Annotated in this window: 17 protein-coding genes; 9 read left to right on the top strand and 8 right to left on the bottom strand. The window is 73.5% G+C overall.

The annotated features are described in order from the left end of the window. Positions 1–319: 319 nt before the first annotated feature. From FJK98_RS01735 to FJK98_RS01745, 3 genes are all read left to right on the top strand, one after another. Positions 320–1,258 (top strand): ABC transporter substrate-binding protein, encoded by a 939-nt coding sequence (locus FJK98_RS01735; RefSeq protein WP_145917443.1) that lies wholly within the window; start codon positions 320–322, stop codon positions 1,256–1,258. Positions 1,259–1,355: 97 nt separating this feature from the next. Further along, positions 1,356–2,390: an iron ABC transporter permease gene (locus FJK98_RS01740; RefSeq protein ID WP_205789472.1), complete on the top strand. Its 1,035-nt coding sequence runs from the start codon at positions 1,356–1,358 to the stop codon at positions 2,388–2,390. Further along, a complete protein-coding gene (locus tag FJK98_RS01745; RefSeq protein ID WP_145917445.1) occupies positions 2,387–3,178 on the top strand; it encodes an ABC transporter ATP-binding protein in 792 nt (263 codons plus the stop codon). The genes FJK98_RS01740 and FJK98_RS01745 overlap by 4 nt, the downstream gene beginning before the upstream one ends. An 18-nt stretch (positions 3,179–3,196) precedes the next feature. On the opposite strand, the gene FJK98_RS01750 is transcribed toward FJK98_RS01745, so the two are convergent. The 6 genes from FJK98_RS01750 to FJK98_RS01775 all read right to left on the bottom strand — a co-directional run bounded on the left by FJK98_RS01750 (position 3,197) and on the right by FJK98_RS01775 (position 8,837). Next, the gene (locus FJK98_RS01750; protein ID WP_168222605.1) at positions 3,197–3,958 is read right to left on the bottom strand and encodes a VOC family protein; all 762 of its coding nucleotides are present in this window, start codon (positions 3,956–3,958) and stop codon (positions 3,197–3,199) included. A gap of 91 nt (positions 3,959–4,049) precedes the next feature. Then, a complete protein-coding gene (locus tag FJK98_RS01755) occupies positions 4,050–4,787 on the bottom strand; it encodes an ABC transporter permease (protein ID WP_145917447.1) in 738 nt (245 codons plus the stop codon). A gap of 12 nt (positions 4,788–4,799) precedes the next feature. Continuing rightward, positions 4,800–5,708 (bottom strand): ABC transporter ATP-binding protein, encoded by a 909-nt coding sequence (locus FJK98_RS01760; protein WP_145917448.1) that lies wholly within the window; start codon positions 5,706–5,708, stop codon positions 4,800–4,802. Beyond that, positions 5,705–6,016 carry a transcriptional regulator gene (locus FJK98_RS01765; RefSeq protein WP_088646174.1) on the bottom strand — a complete coding sequence of 104 codons (312 nt, stop codon included), beginning with the start codon at positions 6,014–6,016 and terminating at the stop codon, positions 5,705–5,707. Before FJK98_RS01765 ends, FJK98_RS01760 begins: the two co-directional genes overlap by 4 nt. Then, the gene (locus FJK98_RS01770) at positions 6,013–6,639 is read right to left on the bottom strand and encodes a transporter (protein WP_145917449.1); all 627 of its coding nucleotides are present in this window, start codon (positions 6,637–6,639) and stop codon (positions 6,013–6,015) included. The genes FJK98_RS01765 and FJK98_RS01770 overlap by 4 nt, the downstream gene beginning before the upstream one ends. Positions 6,640–6,704: 65 nt before the next feature. Next, on the bottom strand, positions 6,705–8,837 hold the full coding sequence (locus tag FJK98_RS01775) for an AAA family ATPase (protein ID WP_145917450.1): 2,133 nt from the start codon (positions 8,835–8,837) through the stop codon (positions 6,705–6,707). Positions 8,838–9,108: 271 nt separating this feature from the next. On the opposite strand from FJK98_RS01775, the gene FJK98_RS01780 reads away from it, so the two are divergent. Further along, positions 9,109–9,960: a menaquinone biosynthetic enzyme MqnA/MqnD family protein gene (locus tag FJK98_RS01780; RefSeq protein ID WP_145917451.1), complete on the top strand. Its 852-nt coding sequence runs from the start codon at positions 9,109–9,111 to the stop codon at positions 9,958–9,960. A gap of 34 nt (positions 9,961–9,994) precedes the next feature. Here the strand turns inward: FJK98_RS01780 and FJK98_RS01785 are convergent, their stop codons facing one another. Then, the gene (locus tag FJK98_RS01785; protein WP_145917452.1) at positions 9,995–10,945 is read right to left on the bottom strand and encodes a serine hydrolase; all 951 of its coding nucleotides are present in this window, start codon (positions 10,943–10,945) and stop codon (positions 9,995–9,997) included. After that, the gene (locus FJK98_RS01790; protein WP_145917453.1) at positions 10,945–11,928 is read right to left on the bottom strand and encodes a hypothetical protein; all 984 of its coding nucleotides are present in this window, start codon (positions 11,926–11,928) and stop codon (positions 10,945–10,947) included. Before FJK98_RS01790 ends, FJK98_RS01785 begins: the two co-directional genes overlap by 1 nt. Before the next feature lie 369 nt (positions 11,929–12,297). On the opposite strand from FJK98_RS01790, the gene paaA reads away from it, so the two are divergent. The 5 genes from paaA to paaE are packed head-to-tail and all read left to right on the top strand — an operon-like array spanning position 12,298 to position 16,024. After that, complete coding sequence (paaA, locus tag FJK98_RS01795) at positions 12,298–13,383, top strand: 1,2-phenylacetyl-CoA epoxidase subunit PaaA (protein ID WP_145917454.1); 1,086 nt, start codon at positions 12,298–12,300, stop codon at positions 13,381–13,383. Next, the gene (paaB, locus tag FJK98_RS01800) at positions 13,380–13,691 is read left to right on the top strand and encodes a 1,2-phenylacetyl-CoA epoxidase subunit PaaB (protein ID WP_145917455.1); all 312 of its coding nucleotides are present in this window, start codon (positions 13,380–13,382) and stop codon (positions 13,689–13,691) included. Before paaA ends, paaB begins: the two co-directional genes overlap by 4 nt. Continuing rightward, positions 13,688–14,413 (top strand): 1,2-phenylacetyl-CoA epoxidase subunit PaaC, encoded by a 726-nt coding sequence (gene paaC / locus FJK98_RS01805; protein WP_145917456.1) that lies wholly within the window; start codon positions 13,688–13,690, stop codon positions 14,411–14,413. Before paaB ends, paaC begins: the two co-directional genes overlap by 4 nt. Positions 14,414–14,438: 25 nt before the next feature. Beyond that, on the top strand, positions 14,439–14,915 hold the full coding sequence (gene paaD / locus FJK98_RS01810; protein WP_145917457.1) for a 1,2-phenylacetyl-CoA epoxidase subunit PaaD: 477 nt from the start codon (positions 14,439–14,441) through the stop codon (positions 14,913–14,915). Next, positions 14,912–16,024 (top strand): 1,2-phenylacetyl-CoA epoxidase subunit PaaE, encoded by a 1,113-nt coding sequence (gene paaE / locus FJK98_RS01815; protein WP_145917458.1) that lies wholly within the window; start codon positions 14,912–14,914, stop codon positions 16,022–16,024. Before paaD ends, paaE begins: the two co-directional genes overlap by 4 nt. Positions 16,025–16,085 lie beyond the last annotated feature (61 nt).

A 16,085-nucleotide genomic window follows, 5' to 3' on the forward strand; every position in this document is an offset into this window, starting at 1 on the left:
GACGGGGCCCCACCCACCCCTCCCGTCCGGACGATCTTCGCTGGTCGTGCGCTACCGTGGCACCCGATCGACCGCAGCGAAGCCGGTGCGAAACCGGCGCTGTCCCGCAACTGTGATGACCCACCGAGGCTCCCCGCCCCTGCGCCGGAGCCGCCGCGACGCCCGGCCCGACGTGGCCGGCGTCGCCGTGTGTGGGGACGAGCCAGGTCGCCTGCGGTCGGTCGCGACACGCGCTCTCGAGGAAGGGCGCCTCGCGGACGGGCACGCACCGCGCGCCCTGTCGGCGAAGCACCACGCTCCTCGACCGACAGGAGGCCAGATGTCCCGACGTACCCCCCGGTTGTTCGCCGTCACCCTCGCGGTGGCCGCCCTCGCCCTCGGCGCGTGCGCCGAGAAGACCTCCTCCGACACCCCCGCCACCGGCGGCAGCTCCGGTGCGGCGGCCTTCCCGGCCACGGTGGGCAACCTCACCCTGGAAAAGCGGCCCGAGAAGATCGTCTCGTTGTCGCCCACCGCGACCGAGATGCTCTTCGCCATCGGCGCAGGCCCGCAGGTCACGGCCGTCGACGACCAGTCGAACTTCCCGGCCGACGCGCCCAAGAGCGAGCTGTCCGGCTTCCAGCCCAACGCCGAGGCGATCGCCGGCAAGAACCCCGACCTGGTGGTCCTCGCCAACGACACCAACAAGATCGTCGCCCAGCTCACCGCGCTGAAGGTCCCGGTGCTGCTCACTCCGGCGGCGACCACCCTCGACGACACCTACCGGCAGCTCACCGACCTGGGCACGCTCACCGGCCACCCGACCGAGGCGGCCGACGTCACCGCCCGGATGAAGGACGAGATCGGCAAGCTCACCAAGGACCTGCCGCAGCGGTCGACGAAGCTGACCTACTACCACGAGCTGGGGCCGGAGCTGTACAGCGCGACCAGCAAGACCTTCATCGGCTCGATCTACGCGCTGGCCGGCCTGGAGAACATCGCCGACGCCTCCGACGCCGACGGCAAGAACGGCGGATACCCGCAGCTCTCCCAGGAGGTCATCGTCAAGGCGAACCCCGACTTCGTCTTCCTCGCCGACGTCAAGTGCTGCCAGCAGAGCGCCGACACGGTCAAGGTCCGCAGCGGCTGGGCCGGCGTCACCGCCGTCAAGAACAACCAGATCGTCGCGCTCGACGACGACATCGCCTCGCGCTGGGGGCCGCGCGTGGTCGACCTGCTCCGGTCGATCGTCGACGCCACCGCCAAGGTGCCCGCGTGACGGTCCGCTGACCGTGCGGTCCACCACACCCGCACCGGCCGGGACGCGCGACGCGTCCCGGCCGGCCCGCGTCACCGGTACGCCCCGGCCGGCCGGCCTGCGCAAGCGCTGGCTCGCCGCCGGGGTGCTCGCCGTGCTGGTGGCCCTGGTCGCCGGGGTGTCCCTCGGCCCGGTCAGCCTGCCGCCCGGCAGCGTCGCCGCCGAACTGCTCAACCTGCTGCCGGGGGTACGCCTCGACAGCGGGCTCACCGAACGCGAGATCGCCATCGTCACGGAGCTGCGGCTGCCCCGGGTGGTGCTCGGCCTGCTCGTCGGCGGCCTGCTCGCCCTGGCCGGCGGCTGCTACCAGGGCGTGTTCCGCAACCCGCTGGCCGACCCGTACCTGCTGGGGGTGGCGGCCGGCGCGGGGTTCGCGGTGACCGCGGTGATCACGCTGGGCGGCGTCGGGGCGGGCGGTGCGCTGACCGGGATTCCGGTCACCATCCCGCTCGCCGCGTTCGTCGGCTCGCTCGGTGCGGTCGCCCTGACGTACCTGCTCGGGGCGGCCGGCGGGCGGGACCGCTCCCCGGCCACCCTGATCCTGGCCGGGGTCGCGGTGTCCGCGTTCCTCGCCGCCGGGCAGACGTACCTGCTGCAACGGCACTCCGACAGCATCCAGCAGGTCTATTCCTGGCTGCTCGGCCGGTTGGGCACCGCCGGCTGGGGTGACGTGCGGCTGATCCTGCCGTACTTCGTGCTGACCACCGTGGTGGTCCTGCTGCACCGGCGGGAACTCGACGTGCTCTCCGTCGGCGACGACGAGGCGGGCAGCCTCGGCCTGCACCCGCAACGTTCCCGCTACCTGCTGATCGCCGCCGCCTCGCTGGGCACCGCCGCCGCGGTCTCCGCCTCGGGGCTGATCGGCTTCGTCGGGATCATCGTGCCGCACACCGTGCGGCTGCTGGCCGGGTCGAGCCACCGGGTCATCCTGCCGCTGTCGCTGCTCTTCGGCGCGGCGTTCCTGGCGCTGACCGACGTGGTCGCCCGGACCGCCGCCGCTCCCGCCGAGATCCCGATCGGCGTGGTCACCGCCCTGCTCGGCGGCCCGTTCTTCGTCCTGGTCCTGCGCACCGCCCGCCGGGTTTTTCCATGAACGTGCCGGCGGTGCAGGTGCGGGGGCTGCACGTGCGGCTCGGTGGGGCGGTGATCCTGGCCGGCGTCGACCTGACGGTCGCCAGCGGCGAATGGGTCACCGTGATCGGGCCGAACGGCGCCGGCAAGTCGACCCTGCTGCGTGCCGTCGGCGGCCTGCTGCCCGCCCCGGGCGCGGTCTCCCTCTTCGGTACGCCGTCCGGCGCGCTGCGTCGCCGGGAGCGGGCCCGGGTGGTGGCGACGGTGGCGCAGTCCCCGGTGGTGCCGGCGGGCATGTCGGTGTTCGACTACGTCCTGCTGGGGCGGACCCCGTACATCGCGCCGCTGGGCCGGGAGTCGGCGGCCGACCTGGCCGCCGTGCACGACGTCCTCGACCGGCTGGACCTGACCGGGTTCCACGGGCGGGAGCTGGCCACCCTCTCCGGCGGGGAGCGGCAGCGGGTGTTCCTGGCCCGTGCCCTCGCCCAGGGCGCCACCCTGCTGCTGCTGGACGAGCCGACCAGCGCGCTGGACATCGGCCACCAGCAGGAGGTGCTGGAGCTGGTCGACCAGCTCCGCCGCACGCACGGCCTCACCGTGCTCGCCACCATGCACGACCTCTCCGTCGCCGGCGAGTACGCCGACCGGATGGTGCTGCTCGCCGACGGCCGGGTCGTCGCGGCGGGCCCGCCCGACCAGGTGCTCACCGAGGAGTTGCTGTCCCGCCACTACCGGGCCCGGGTCCGGGTCGTTCCCGGCGACCACGGTCCGCTGGTGGTGCCCAGCCGTCCCGGCCCGCCGCGGCACTGACCTGCGGCGTCACCGTCGTCAGGCGGGATCGGTGGCGGGGTGGAGCAGGGAGAACCGGGCGCCTCCGGGGTCGCGCAGGGTGCTCCGGCGGCCCAGCAGGGTGTCCCGGGGCGGGGTGAGGATGGTGCCGCCGAGGGTGGTGGCGCGGGCGGCGGCCGCGTCGACGTCGGCCACCGCGAAGAACACCGACCAGTACGCCGGCCGCGCCGGGTCGGGGGTGGGTAGCATCCCGGCCACGATCCGTGCCCCGCACCGCCAGCCGGTGTAGCCGGGCCCGCCGGCGGGCTGCTCCTCCGGGTGCCAGCCGAAGACCAGCTCGTAGAAGACCTTCGCGCCCTCCGGGTCGGGGCTGACCAGCTCGTTCCAGCACATCGCGCCGGGGGCGTCGAGCAGTTCCGCCCCGGGCGTCCGCATCGGCTGCCAGACGCTGAACACCGCGCCGGCCGGGTCGGCGAAGACCGCCATCCGGCCGGCGTCGAGGACGTCGAACGGGGCGACCAGCACCTGACCGCCGGCTGCCCCGACCCGGGTGGTGACCAGGTCGGCGTCGTCGGTCGCCACGTACGTCGACCAGACCGGCTCCCGGCCCGGGTCGGCCGGCGGGCCGGCGCCCGCCACCGCCCGGCCGTCCCTGTGGAAGGTGGTGTACCCGGCCATCCGGGGTTCCGGCGCGATCCGGCCGGTCCAGCCGAACAGCTCGGGGTAGAACCGCCGGGCGGCGTCCAGGTCGGGGGTCGCCAGGTCGGTCCAGCAGGGCGTGCCTGCGGCGACGGTGCGCACGTCGACCCCTCTCGGCTCGGGGCGTACGGGTGGACGCCCTGCCGGCATCGTGGCACCGGGCGGCGGCCACCGGGCCGAACCGGCGTACAGGTCAACTGAACCGGCGACCCTCGTCCCGCCGGTACGCCCAGCCGGAGACCGTGGCGAGCAGCACGATCCAGACCCCGAGCATGGCCAGGGCGAGCGGGTCCGGCTGCCAGTCGCCGACCGCCGCCCACATCAGCTCGACCGCGCCCCGGGTGGGCAGGAACGGGGCGACCACCTGGATGAAGCCGGGCGCGTCGCCCGGCGCGGAGAGCAGGCCGCCGCCGAAGGCCAACGGGAAGAAGATGACCTGCGCGACGACGATCGCGGCCTTGCTCGGCAGCGAGTAGCCGATGGCGAGCCCGAGCAGGGTGAACGGCACCGAGACCACGGCCACGGTGGCCGCGCCGAGCAGCAGCCCGACCGGGGTGATCCGGGCGGCCGTGGCGACCGCCGCGATGACCACGACGGGCAGCATCGACAGGTACGTCAGCACCAGCCCGGCCAGGATCCGCCCGGCCAGTCGGGGTCCCGGCCCGGCCGGCAGGGTCCGGGTGTACGGGTTCCACGGCTGGTCGCGGTCCTCGGCGACGCCGACGCCGTACTGGAAGATGTTGGCGCTCATCACCGCGAAGGTGACCATCGCGGCGGTGGCGTAGGTGGCGCCGGTCGGGTCGTCCCCGGCGAACGGGACGACGAAGAAGAGCATCGCGGCGGCGGGGAAGAACGCGCTGCCGACCACGGCGACGGGGATGCGGATGGTTTCCAGGAGCTGGTAGCGGGCGTGGACCAGGGTGAGCGGCACGGCGTCGACTCCTCAGGCGGTGGGTCGGGCACCGACGGCGGTGCCGGTGGCGGTGGCCGGGTCGGCGGTGATGGCGAGGAACGCCTCCTCCAGCGAGGTGGGGCGGACCTCCAGCTCGCGGAACGTCACCCCGGCGGTGACGAGGTCGCGGACCAGTTGGTCGGCGTCGGTGGTGAGCAGGTGGGTACGTCCCTCGGTGTGTTCGGCGGCGACCACGCCGGGCAGCGCCGGCAGGTCGTCGGCGACGAGGCTGACCCGGCGGACGCCGACGATGCCCCTGATCGCGGCGGTGGTGTCGTCGGCGAGCACCCGGCCCTGCCCGAGCACCACGACCCGCTGCGCCAACGCCTCGACCTCTTCGAGGTAGTGGCTGCTCAGCAGCACCGTCCCGCCGTCGGCGTGGAACGACCGGATGGCCTCCCACAGGGTGTGCCGGGCCTCGACGTCCAGCCCGGTGGTCGGCTCGTCGAGGACGACCAGCCGGGGCCGGCCGACGAACGCCAGCGCGACGGCGAGCCGACGCCGCTGGCCGCCGGAGAGCCCGCCGGTCTGCCGTCGTACCTGGTCGGTGAGGCCGAACCGGTCGAGCAACTCGCCCCGGGGCACCGGGTCGGGGAAGTGCGCGGAGACGAAGTCGACCACCTCGCCGACGCGGAGGGTGCCGGGCAGACCGGTTTCCTGCGGGGTGACCCCGAGTTGCCGCCTCGACGCCGGCTGGCGGGGGTCGCCGCCGAAGAGTTCGACCCGGCCGGCGGTGGGCCGGCGCAGCCCGACCAGCAGGTTGATCAGGGTGCTCTTGCCGGCCCCGTTCGGGCCGAGGAGGCCGACGAGTTCGCCGGCGGAGACGGTGAGGTCGGCCCGGTCGAGGGCGAGGACGTCGCCGTACCGGCGGGTGGCCTGGTCGGCTCGGGCGAGGATCATCGGGGCTCCCGGGGGTCGGCGGGGTCGAGCAGGGCGCGGATGTTCTCGGTGTATTCCTCGAACGCCCGCCGTCCGCGCCGGCTGAGCCGGACCAGGGTGGTCGGGGTGCGTCCGCGGTGGGTCTTGTCGATCTCGACGTAGCCGGCGTCCTCCAGCTTGCGCAGGTGGACGGAGAGGTTGCCGGCGGTCATCGCGAGCAGTTCCTGGAGGCGGGGGAAGGTGATCCGGTCGCCGTCGGCGAGGGTGGCCAGGGTGACCACCACCCGCAGCCGGGCCTGGGCGTGGATGACCGGGTCGAGTTCGCTCATCCGTGCCGCCGCCGGGCGAGCGCGCCGGCCACCAGCAGTCCGCCGCCGCCGGCCACCGACACCACCAGGGCGTGCCAGCCGGGGCCGGCGATGACGCCGACGATGTTGACGGCGGTGAGCCAGACGCCGAGGCGGAACAGGGTGCGGTCGAGCCAGATCGCGCCGCCGGCCATGTGCAGGGCGCCGGTGAGCCCGACCGACAGCGCCGACCAGAGCAGCCCGGCGAGGTCGGGCGGCAGGCTGTCGGTGACCCGGCCGATCACCACGGACAGGCCGAAGAACCCGAGGCCCCAGGCGGTGCCGTACCACCTGCCGCGCCGGGCCGACTCGCCGGCGACGTGCCGGTAGGCGCGGGCGCTGCCTACCCCGAAGACCACGGCGGCGGCGGCGAGCAGCACGAAGAGCAGGGTCAGCGGTAGCCAGGCGGGCATCGGTACGAGGGTGCGGCCGTCGGGGGAGAAGCGCAGGAAGTAGACCCCGAAGCCGATCAGCCAGGCGAACCCCCACGGCCAGTAGTGCACCCGGGGGTCGGGTTCCAGCCCGCGGACGGTGCTGGCCTGTTGCTCGCGGATCAGCCGCATCGCCGCGGCGGCGTCGATCGGGGCGTCGTCTTCGGGGGTCATGCAAACTACTTTAAAACACAAAGTCGAGTGCGCGGCCGTCCGGGTCGGCCACCGGACAGCGGGGCTCAGGCCGGCGTCGGATCACCCGACGGGTCGGCCAGCGGGTCGGGCAGCGGGGCGGTGTGCAGCACCGACAACCGGGACACCGCACGGGTCAACGCCACATAGAGGCGGTGCAGGCCCCGTGGCTCGGCGGCCACGATCGCCGCCGGCTCGACCACCACCACCTGGTCGTACTCCAGGCCCTTGACCAGGGTCGCGGGGACCACGGTGACCCGCACCGAGGCGGTCGGGTCGTCGGCGGTCGCGGTCGGCACCCCGGCGTCCGCCAGCGCCGCCCGCAGCCCGTCCACCGCGTCGTCGGCGGCGATCACCCCGACCGAACCGTCGTGCCCGAGCGCCGCGCGCACCTCGGCCACCGTCGCCGCCGCCAGGTCGGTCACGGTACGCACGTCGAGCGCGCCGTCGCGGCGCAGCGACACCGCCGGCGGTACGTCGACCGCCAGGGCCGGCAGCAGCCGGTTGGCGAACGCGACCACCACGGCCGGCACCCGGAACCCGACGCTCAGCGGCACCACCACCGCGTCCGGCTTGCCCAGGTGGGCCAGGGACTCCCGCCAGTCGGTCGCCGCCCACGGCGCGGTGCCCTGGGCCAGGTCGCCGAGCAGGGTGATCGAACCGTGCTCGCTGCGCCGGGCGATGGCCCGGCACTGCATCGGCGAGAGATCCTGCGCCTCGTCGACGACGACGTGCCCGAAGCCGGTGGGCCGTTCGATCAGCCCGGCCGCCTCGTCGATCAGCACCGTGTCGGCGGCGGTCCACCGGGTCGCCTTCGGCGTGCGGCCGAGCCTCGTGCCGACCGTGACGGCACCCGACCGGCTCCTGACCGACCCGGTGCCGGTCGGGTCGGTGGGGGTCGCCCCGCCGCGCAGCAGGGCCTGCTCGTCGGGGGTGAGCAGGCCGTCGGCGGCGGCGGCGAGCACGGCCGGGTCACCGAGCACCGCGTGCACCAGCCCCTCCGGGGTGAGCGCCGGCCAGGCCGCGTCGAGGAAAGCGGTGACCGGGCGGGCCTTCCCCATCCGGCGCAGCCAGGCGTCGCCCGGCGACTCGGCCCGGCGGGCCTCGGCCTGCCGTTGCAGCAACCCGACCACCCGGGCCCGCACCCGCTCCCGCCCGGTGTCGTACGGCAGGCCCTCCCGACGGGTCTCCTCGACCACCCGGTGCAGCGGGTCCAGGCCGATCCGCCAGCGGAACGACCCGTCCGACACCATGATCGGCTCGGTCGGGGCGGTGATCCGCTGGTCCGCCGCCCGACGCAGCACCCCGGCCATCCGTGGGTCGTGCTTGAGCGCGGCGACCGCCGGATCGTCGACCGCGCGGACGGGCACCCGGGCGACCAGGTCCTCCACGGTGGCCTGGGCCACCTCGACCTCGCCGAGGGCGGGCAGCACCGCCGCGATGTACGACAGGAACGCCCGGTTCGGGCCGACGATCAGCACCCCGGCCCGGCGCAGCCGTTCCCGGTGCAGATAGAGCAGGTACGCGGCGCGGTGCAGCCCGACCGCCGTCTTGCCGGTGCCCGGCGCGCCCTGGACGCAGATCGAGTCGGCCAGGTCGGCCCGGACCAGTTCGTCCTGCTCGGGCTGGATGGTGGCGACGATGTCGCGCATCGGCCCGACCCGGGGGCGTTCGATCTCGGCGGTGAGGATGCGGCTGGCCGTGCCCAGTTCCTCGCCCCGGTCCAGGTGCTCGTCCTCGAAGCTGGTCAGCGCCCCGGCGCTGAACCCGAACCGTCGTCGTACCGCGACGCCCTGCGGGTCCCGGGCGCTGGCCCGGTAGAACGAGCGGGATACCGGGGCCCGCCAGTCCAGCACCAGCGGTTCGCCCCGGTCGTCGGTGACGTGCCGCCGGCCGACGTGGTAGCCCCGCCCGGCGTGCTCCCGGTCGGCGGGGCCGAAATCCAGGCGGCCGAAGAACAGCGCGGTGGTCGGGTCGTCGGCCAGCTCGGCGACCCGCCGGGCCAGGTGCCGGCCGAGCTGCTCGGCGGTGTACGCGTCCCCGGCGACCTTGTCGCCGGTGGCGAAGAGCGACTCGGCGCGGTCGCGCATCCGGCGCAGGGCCTGCCGGGAGGTTGCCAGGTGGGCCCGCTCGGCGGCGAGCTCGTCGTCCAGGGACTGTTCGGGGGCGTGCAGGGTCATCCTCGTACTCCTCGACACGGGAAGAACGCTGCCGCTCGCGTTTCCGACCCGTGGTCGGCGCGGGGACGTCCGCTGCGGTGCTACACACCTCGGCCGTCGGGCGGGACAAAGTAGCCTACTACCGCCGACCGGCCCGGCAACCGAATTACGGCCGCAGCAGCGGGGCCGCCCGTGATCGGACCAGGTCGGTCCGGTGGGAGGCGGTGCGGGCTTGGCCACTGTCCGGGCCTCCCGGTGAGCCGGTACGGGCCGGCGGGGATACGGTCGGGGCATGGTTGAGCGCGTGGCACGTCCCCGGGTCGGGCACATCCAGTTCCTGAACTGCCTGCCGATCTACTGGGGGCTGATGCGTTCCGGCGCGCTGCTCGACGTCGACCTGCACAAGGACTCGCCGGACCGGCTCAGCGCGGCGTTGGTCGCCGGTGACCTGGACATCGGCCCGATCTCCCAGGTGGAGTACCTGCGGCACGCCGACGAGCTGCTGCTCCTGCCGGATCTGGCGGTGGGCAGCGACGGGCCGGTGCTCTCGGTCAACGTGGTCTCCACCAGGCCGCTGGCCGAGCTGGACGGCCGCCGGGTCGCGCTCGGCTCGACGTCGCGGACCGGGGTGCTGCTGGCGCAGCTCCTGCTCGCCGACCGGTACGGCGTCCACCCGGAGTACTTCCGCTGCCCGCCGGACCTGACCCAGATGCTGCTGGAGGCCGACGCCGGGGTGCTGATCGGTGACGTGGCGCTGCGCGCCCTCTACGAGGCGCCGGGTCGGGGGCTGGCGGTGACCGACCTGGGTCAGGCGTGGCGGGAGTGGACCGGGCTGCCGATGGTGTTCGCCGTCTGGGCGGTCCGCCGGGACTTCGCCGCCGCGCATCCGGGCCTGGTCAAGGAGGTGCACGAGGCGTTCCTGCGCTCCCGTGACCTGTGCCTGGCCGAGCTGGACCAGGTGGCCGAGGCGGCGGCCCGCTGGGAGCCGTTCGACGCGGCGACCCTGGCCACGTACTTCCGTACCCTCGACTTCTCGCTGGGTGGGCGGCAGGTCGCCGGCCTGCGCGAGTTCGCCCGCCGCGCGGCGGCGACCGGCGAGGCGCCCGCCCTGCCCGAGGGCGGCCCGGAGTTCTTCGCCGGCTGACCTGCCGGCCCGGCTTGGGACCGGCCGGTTTGGGTCAGGTGCTGGGGCCGATCAGGGCTTCGGTGATCTTCTGGCAGTTCTTCATGCCGTACTCGTAGCCCATGTCGATCGGGTAGCGGACCATCACGCCCATCGTCCAGGTGTCGCCGATGGCCAGGCAGTTGATGTGCATCTCCTGCTCGCGGGTCCGGTCGATCCAGCCGTTCTTGATGGCGATCTTCTTCTGCTCGGCCGCCGGGAACGCCTTGCGGATGCCGAAGTCACCCGAGCCCCGGACCAGCTTCATCTCGTTGAGCAGCCACTTGGTCCACGTGGGGCCGGCGGCGCGACCGTCGGCGATGCAGTTGCCGAGCCGGGCGGCGTCGCGGGGGGAGAGGTTGGTCCGGCTCCAGCCACCGTCGGCGGCCACGCTGCTGTCGGTGAGCTTGCACAGCGAGAGCAGCCGCTTGATCGAGGCGGACCGGCCGACCCCGTTGTAGAACTGCTCGGCCCGGGTGTTGTCGCTGTCCCGGATGATCCGGGTGGCGTCGGCGAGCTTGGCGTCGCTCGGGGTCTGCCCGTTCTCGGCCGCCCGCCGCAGGTAGTCGGCGACGATCCACGACTTGATCAGCGAGGCGGTGGTGCTGGTCTCGGCCATGTTGTCCGAGCCGATGATCGTGCCGGTCCGGCGGTCCAGCACGCTCCAGGCGTACCAGCCCTTGATTTCGAGGTCGATGTCCCGGTCCGCGAAGGGCAGCGGTGTGAGCGACGGGGTCGGCGACGGTGCCGGGTTCGGCCGGCTGTGGCGGTCGACGGCCGACCCGGTGGACCGGGACGCGGTGGACGGGTCACCCCAGCGCGAGGCGGCGGTGGACTCCATCGGTGAGCCGGGGAGCAGCCGCAGCGAGACGAGCACGAGACCGGTGAGGACCGCGGCGACCGCGATGATCTTCAACGGCTGGTGGTCCCGTCGGGCGGAGCGGCGGGGCCGCCGGCTGCCCGGCATCAGAGCTTCCCGAGCGGCTGCGGCACCTTGAGCGCGGCGCCGGGCTGCGGGGTGACCAGCTGGGTGGCGACGCTGGCGCACACCTTGGCACCGTACGCCAACTGCTGGCGGACCGGGTAGCGCATCATCACGGCGAGGCTCCACTTGTCGGTGACGGCAAGGCAGCTGACATGCCAGTTGCCGTCGTAGCTGAGGGGGGTCCAGCCGTTCTTCATCGCGACCGGGCCCTGCTTGATGATTTCGTCGGGCAGACCGTCGACGATGCCCCACCGACCGCCGCCGGCACGGGCCAGCTGCTTGCTCACGCTGCCCCGGACCTGGGCCATCTCGTTGAGCACCCACTTGGTCCAGTGGGGGCCGGCGGCCTTGCCGTCGGCGATGCAGTCACCGAGCCGGACGGCGTCGCGGGGGGACATCCGGGTGAAGCTCCACCAGCCCTCGTAGCCGGGGACGTTGCCGCGCTTGGTGTCGGTCAGGCCGCAGATCTGGATGGCCCGCTTGAGCACGACACTGGGCTGGCCGCGATCCAGCGCCCGGTAGGAGCCGCCGGCCGCCGCGTAGATCCGGTTGGTGGCGTCGTCGTTGCTGTCCCGGATGGCCAGGCTCGCGTTCTTCAACATCGGTGCCGGCGGTTTCCGGTCGCCGAGCTCGCGCAGGTAGTCGGAGACGATCCAGACCTTGAGCATCGACTCGGTCGAGCTGGTCGAGGTCATGTTCTTCGAGCCGGAGAGCTGACCGGTCGTGCGGTCCTGCAGGGCCCAGGCGAAGAACTCCCCCTTGAAGTTCACCGAGACCGTGGTCCCGGCCAGGGTGGGCGCCGGGGGCGCGGTGGGCGTGGGCGCGGGCACCTTTTCGGCCGCGCCGCCGCCGCTGCCGCCGGTCGGGTCGTCGCCGGCGAGCTTGGCGTAGGCGGTCGGCACCAGCAGGCCGGTGCCGAGCAGCACCGCCAGAACGGCGAACACCATGATCACGCGAGATCGCATGCGTGGGTGAGCTCCAGATGTCAGGGCCGGGGGGACCGGCTGCTTCCGCGGGTATCGGCTCGACCGCCGAGGCCGGGGGAATGGCCTGTTTCTCGCTGGCGATCGTCGGTAGCCGATCGGTGGTGACCGGGGAAGTCTACGTCCGGACAGCCGACTCGCCAGAATCCGACGCACGGCAAACTGCCGGTAAGTCGAGATAAAGGCACGGTTTGCGCCCCTTGTAGGTATTCATCTTTGATCAGTGACCCAAGTCATAGCCGACCAGGTGTCCTGGTGTCGACCGGGCGCATCCGCCTGGTAACGGAAGGCGCTACTCAAATCCTGTTACACCCTCTGGTGTCATTGGAGGCGAGCTGTAACACTTGACGAATGTATGGCAACGACTTCGCCCCGGAGCAGGACGCGCCCGGCGGTGGCCTGCTCGGTCAGGTCGAGGCCGCCGAGGCGGCGCTGCGCGAGGCGGCGGCCCGCGCCCGGGAGGGCGATCCCATGCCCGGCGCGGACCCGGCGGCGTACTTCGCCGACGTGATCGACGCCGATCAGAAGATCGAACCCCGCGACTGGATGCCCGACGCCTACCGTCGGACGCTGGTCCGGCAGATCGCCCAGCACGCCCACTCGGAGATCATCGGCATGCAGCCCGAGGGGAACTGGATCAGTCGGGCCCCCTCGCTCAAGCGCAAGGCCATCCTGCTGGCCAAGGTGCAGGACGAGGCCGGCCACGGCCTCTACCTCTACGCCGCCGCCGAAACCCTGGGCGTCAGCCGCGACGAACTGGTCGAGCTGCTGCTCGACGGTCGGCAGAAGTACAGCTCGATCTTCAACTACCCCACCCTCACCTGGGCCGACGTGGGCGCGATCGGTTGGCTGGTGGACGGCGCGGCGATCGTCAACCAGGTCCCGCTGTGCCGCTGCTCCTACGGGCCGTACGCGCGGGCGATGATCCGGGTCTGCAAGGAGGAGTCGTTCCACCAGCGGCAGGGCTTCGAGATCCTGCACACCCTGGCGCACGGCACCCCGGGCCAGCGGGCGATGGCGCAGGACGCGCTCGACCGCTGGTGGTACCCGTCGCTGGCGATGTTCGGCCCACCCGACGGTGACTCCACCCACTCCGCGCAGTCGATGGCCTGGAAGATCAAGCGGTTCTCCAACGACGAGCTGCGGCAACGCTTCGTCGACATGTGCGTGCAGCAGGCGGAGATCCTCGGGCTCACCATCCCCGACCCCGACCTGCGCTGGAACGACGAGCGGCAGGCGTACGACTTCACCCAGCCCGACTACGACGAGCTGATGCGGGTGATCTCCGGTGAGGGCCCCTGCAACCGGCAACGGATGGAACACCGGCGACGGGCCCACGCCGACGGCGCCTGGGTCCGCGAGGCCGCCACGGCGTACGCCGCGAAGCGGGCCGCGCGGAGCCGGGCCACGGACCAGCGGGAGAAGGTGGCCGCGTGAGCGAGCAGAACGAACCACCCCGGGTGCCGGCGACCTCGCCGCTGTGGGAGGTCTTCGTCCGGGCCCGGCGGGGGCTGTCCCACACCCACGTCGGCAGCCTGCACGCCCCCGACGCCGAGCTGGCCCTGCGCAACGCCCGGGACCTCTACACCCGCCGGCAGGAGGGCGTCTCCATCTGGGTGGTGCCGGCCGGCGCGATCACCGCGTCCAGCCCCGACGAGAAGGACGCCTTCTTCGACCCGGCCGCCGACAAGGTCTACCGCCACCCCACCTTCTACGAGGTGCCGGACGGGGTGGCCCACCTGTGAACGGCCCCTTCGACTTCACCCTCGCCCTCGGCGACGACGCGCTGGTGGCCGCCCAGCGGCTCGGCGAGTGGGCCACCCGCGCGCCCGAGATGGAAGAGGACATCGCGCTGGCCAACATCGCCCTCGACCAGCTCGGCGCGGCCCGCCTGCTGCTGTCGTACGCGGGGGAGCTGGAGGGCGCCGGCCGGGACGAGGACGCGTTGGCGTACCTGCGCGACGACCGGGAGTTCCGCAACTGCCTACTGGTCGAGCTGCCCAACGGCGACTTCGCGGTGACCATGGTGAAGCTGCTGCTGCTCGCGGCGTACCAGGTGCCGCTCTACACCGCGTTGGCCGGCTGCCCCGACGAGCGGCTCGCCGCGATCGGCGCGAAGGCGCGCAAGGAGTCCGCCTACCACCTGGACCACTCCGCGCTGTGGGTGAAGCGGCTCGGCGACGGCACCGACGAGTCGCACCGCCGCGCCCAGGCCGCGCTGGACCAGCTCTGGCCGTACCACCACGAGCTGTTCACGACGGACCCGGCGGCACCGGTCGACCCGGCCACCCTGCGGGCCGACTTCGACGCCGTGGTGCACCCGGTGCTGGCCGAGGCCACCCTGACCCGGCCGGAGACCGGCTGGACGCCGGGCGGCGGCCGTGACGGCGTGCACACCGAGCACCTGTCCTTCCTGCTGGCCGAGATGCAGGTGCTGCACCGCGCCCACCCCGGGGCCCGGTGGTGAGCGGGCCGGGCCGGGGACGGCAGCGGTGACCGACCCCAGGACGGCCGTCGCGGCGGTGGTGGACCCGGAGATCCGGGTGATCACCATCGACGAGCTGGGCATCCTGCGGGCGGTCGACGAGGACCCGGGCACCGGCCGGGTGGTCGTCACGATCACCCCCACCTACACCGGCTGCCCGGCGATGGACGTGATCCGGGCCGACATCCGGCGGGCGCTGACCGCCGCCGGGCACCCCGACGTCGAGGTCCGCACGGTCTACACCCCGGCCTGGAGCACCGACTGGATCTCCGCCGCCGGGCGGGCCAAGCTCGCCGCCGCCGGCATCGCCCCGCCCGCCCCGCGCGGCGACGGCACGGCGGTGCCGGTGACCCTGGCCGTCCGCTGCCCACGCTGCGGGTCGCCGGAGACCAGCCAGCTCAGCCGCTTCGGCTCCACCGCGTGCAAGGCGCTGTGGCGCTGCCGGTCCTGTTCCGAACCCTTCGACCACCTGAAGGCGCTGTGACTGTCACGATCACCCGGCCGGTGCGCCGCAGGCCGGTCTTCCACCCGCTGCCCGTGGCCGCCGTGGACCGGCTCACCGACGACTCGGTGTCGATCACGTTCGCCGTACCGGAGGACCTGCGCGGGACGTTCGCGTTCTCGGCCGGGCAGCACCTCACGGTCCGCCGTCCGGCCGACACCGACGGCACGGAGGTGCGCCGGTCGTACTCGATCTGCTCCACCCCCGACGAGCTGGCCCGGCACGGCCGGTTGCGGATCGGGGTGCGCGAGGTGCCGGGCGGGGCGTTCTCCGCGTACGCCTGCGGGGCGCTGCGCCGCGGCGACACCGTCGAGGTGCTGCCGCCGCTGGGGCACTTCACCTCCGCGTTCGCCCCGGACCGGGTCCGCCGCTACGGCGCGGTGGTCGCCGGCTCCGGCATCACCCCCGTGCTCGGGCTGGTCGCGACCGCGCTGGCGACCGAGCGGCACAGCACGTTCACCCTGGTGTACGGCAACCGCACGGCCAACTCGGTGATGTTCGCCGAGGAACTGGCCGACCTGAAGGACCGCTATCCGACCCGGCTGCACCTGGTGCACGTGCTGTCCCGGGAGATGGGTGAGTCGGCGCTGCTGTCCGGGCGGATCGACGCCGACCGGCTGACCCGGCTGCTCGACACCGTCGTGCCGGGCGATGCGATCTCCGAGTGGTTCCTCTGCGGCCCGTACGGGATGGTGGTGGACGCCAGGGCGGTGCTGGCGGGTCGCGGGGTGCCGGACACGGCGGTGCACACCGAACTGTTCCACGTCGACGCCCCACCCGAGCCGGTGCGCCGCGACGCCGACCGGCCCGGGGCCGGCACCGAGGTGACGATCGTGCTGGACGGGCGGTCGTCCCGGTTCACGATGGGCCGGCACGAGCGGGTGCTGGACGCGGCCCTGCGGGTGCGCGGCGAGCTGCCGTACGCCTGCAAGGGCGGGGTGTGCTCGACCTGCCGGGCGAAGGTGACCTCGGGTGAGGTCGCGATGGCCCGCAACTACGCGCTGGAGCCGGACGAGGTGGCCGCCGGATACGTGCTGACCTGCCAGGCCAGCCCGGTGACCGACGAGCTGACGGTCGACTACGACGGATAGCCGGGACTGCTTTTTCATGCCTCCCGGGATCCTGCCCGCCCTGCCCCGGTCCTCCCGCTAC

The sequence above is a fragment of the Micromonospora sp. HM134 genome (genome assembly GCF_007833915.1).
GTDB lineage: Bacteria > Actinomycetota > Actinomycetes > Mycobacteriales > Micromonosporaceae > Micromonospora > Micromonospora wenchangensis.

Bases quoted from the DNA above. Each gene is read 5' to 3' on its own strand.
- FJK98_RS01735 (WP_145917443.1), top strand. From the start codon at position 320: ATGTCCCGACGTACCCCCCGGTTGTTCGCCGTCACCCTCGCGGTGGCC.
- FJK98_RS01745 (WP_145917445.1), top strand. From the start codon at position 2,387: ATGAACGTGCCGGCGGTGCAGGTGCGGGGGCTGCACGTGCGGCTCGGT.
- FJK98_RS01760 (WP_145917448.1), bottom strand. From the start codon at position 5,708: ATGATCCTCGCCCGAGCCGACCAGGCCACCCGCCGGTACGGCGACGTC.
- FJK98_RS01765 (WP_088646174.1), bottom strand. From the start codon at position 6,016: ATGAGCGAACTCGACCCGGTCATCCACGCCCAGGCCCGGCTGCGGGTG.
- FJK98_RS01770 (WP_145917449.1), bottom strand. From the start codon at position 6,639: ATGACCCCCGAAGACGACGCCCCGATCGACGCCGCCGCGGCGATGCGG.
- FJK98_RS01775 (WP_145917450.1), bottom strand. From the start codon at position 8,837: ATGACCCTGCACGCCCCCGAACAGTCCCTGGACGACGAGCTCGCCGCC.
- FJK98_RS01780 (WP_145917451.1), top strand. From the start codon at position 9,109: ATGGTTGAGCGCGTGGCACGTCCCCGGGTCGGGCACATCCAGTTCCTG.
- FJK98_RS01785 (WP_145917452.1), bottom strand. From the start codon at position 10,945: ATGCCGGGCAGCCGGCGGCCCCGCCGCTCCGCCCGACGGGACCACCAG.
- FJK98_RS01790 (WP_145917453.1), bottom strand. From the start codon at position 11,928: ATGCGATCTCGCGTGATCATGGTGTTCGCCGTTCTGGCGGTGCTGCTC.
- paaA (WP_145917454.1), top strand. From the start codon at position 12,298: ATGTATGGCAACGACTTCGCCCCGGAGCAGGACGCGCCCGGCGGTGGC.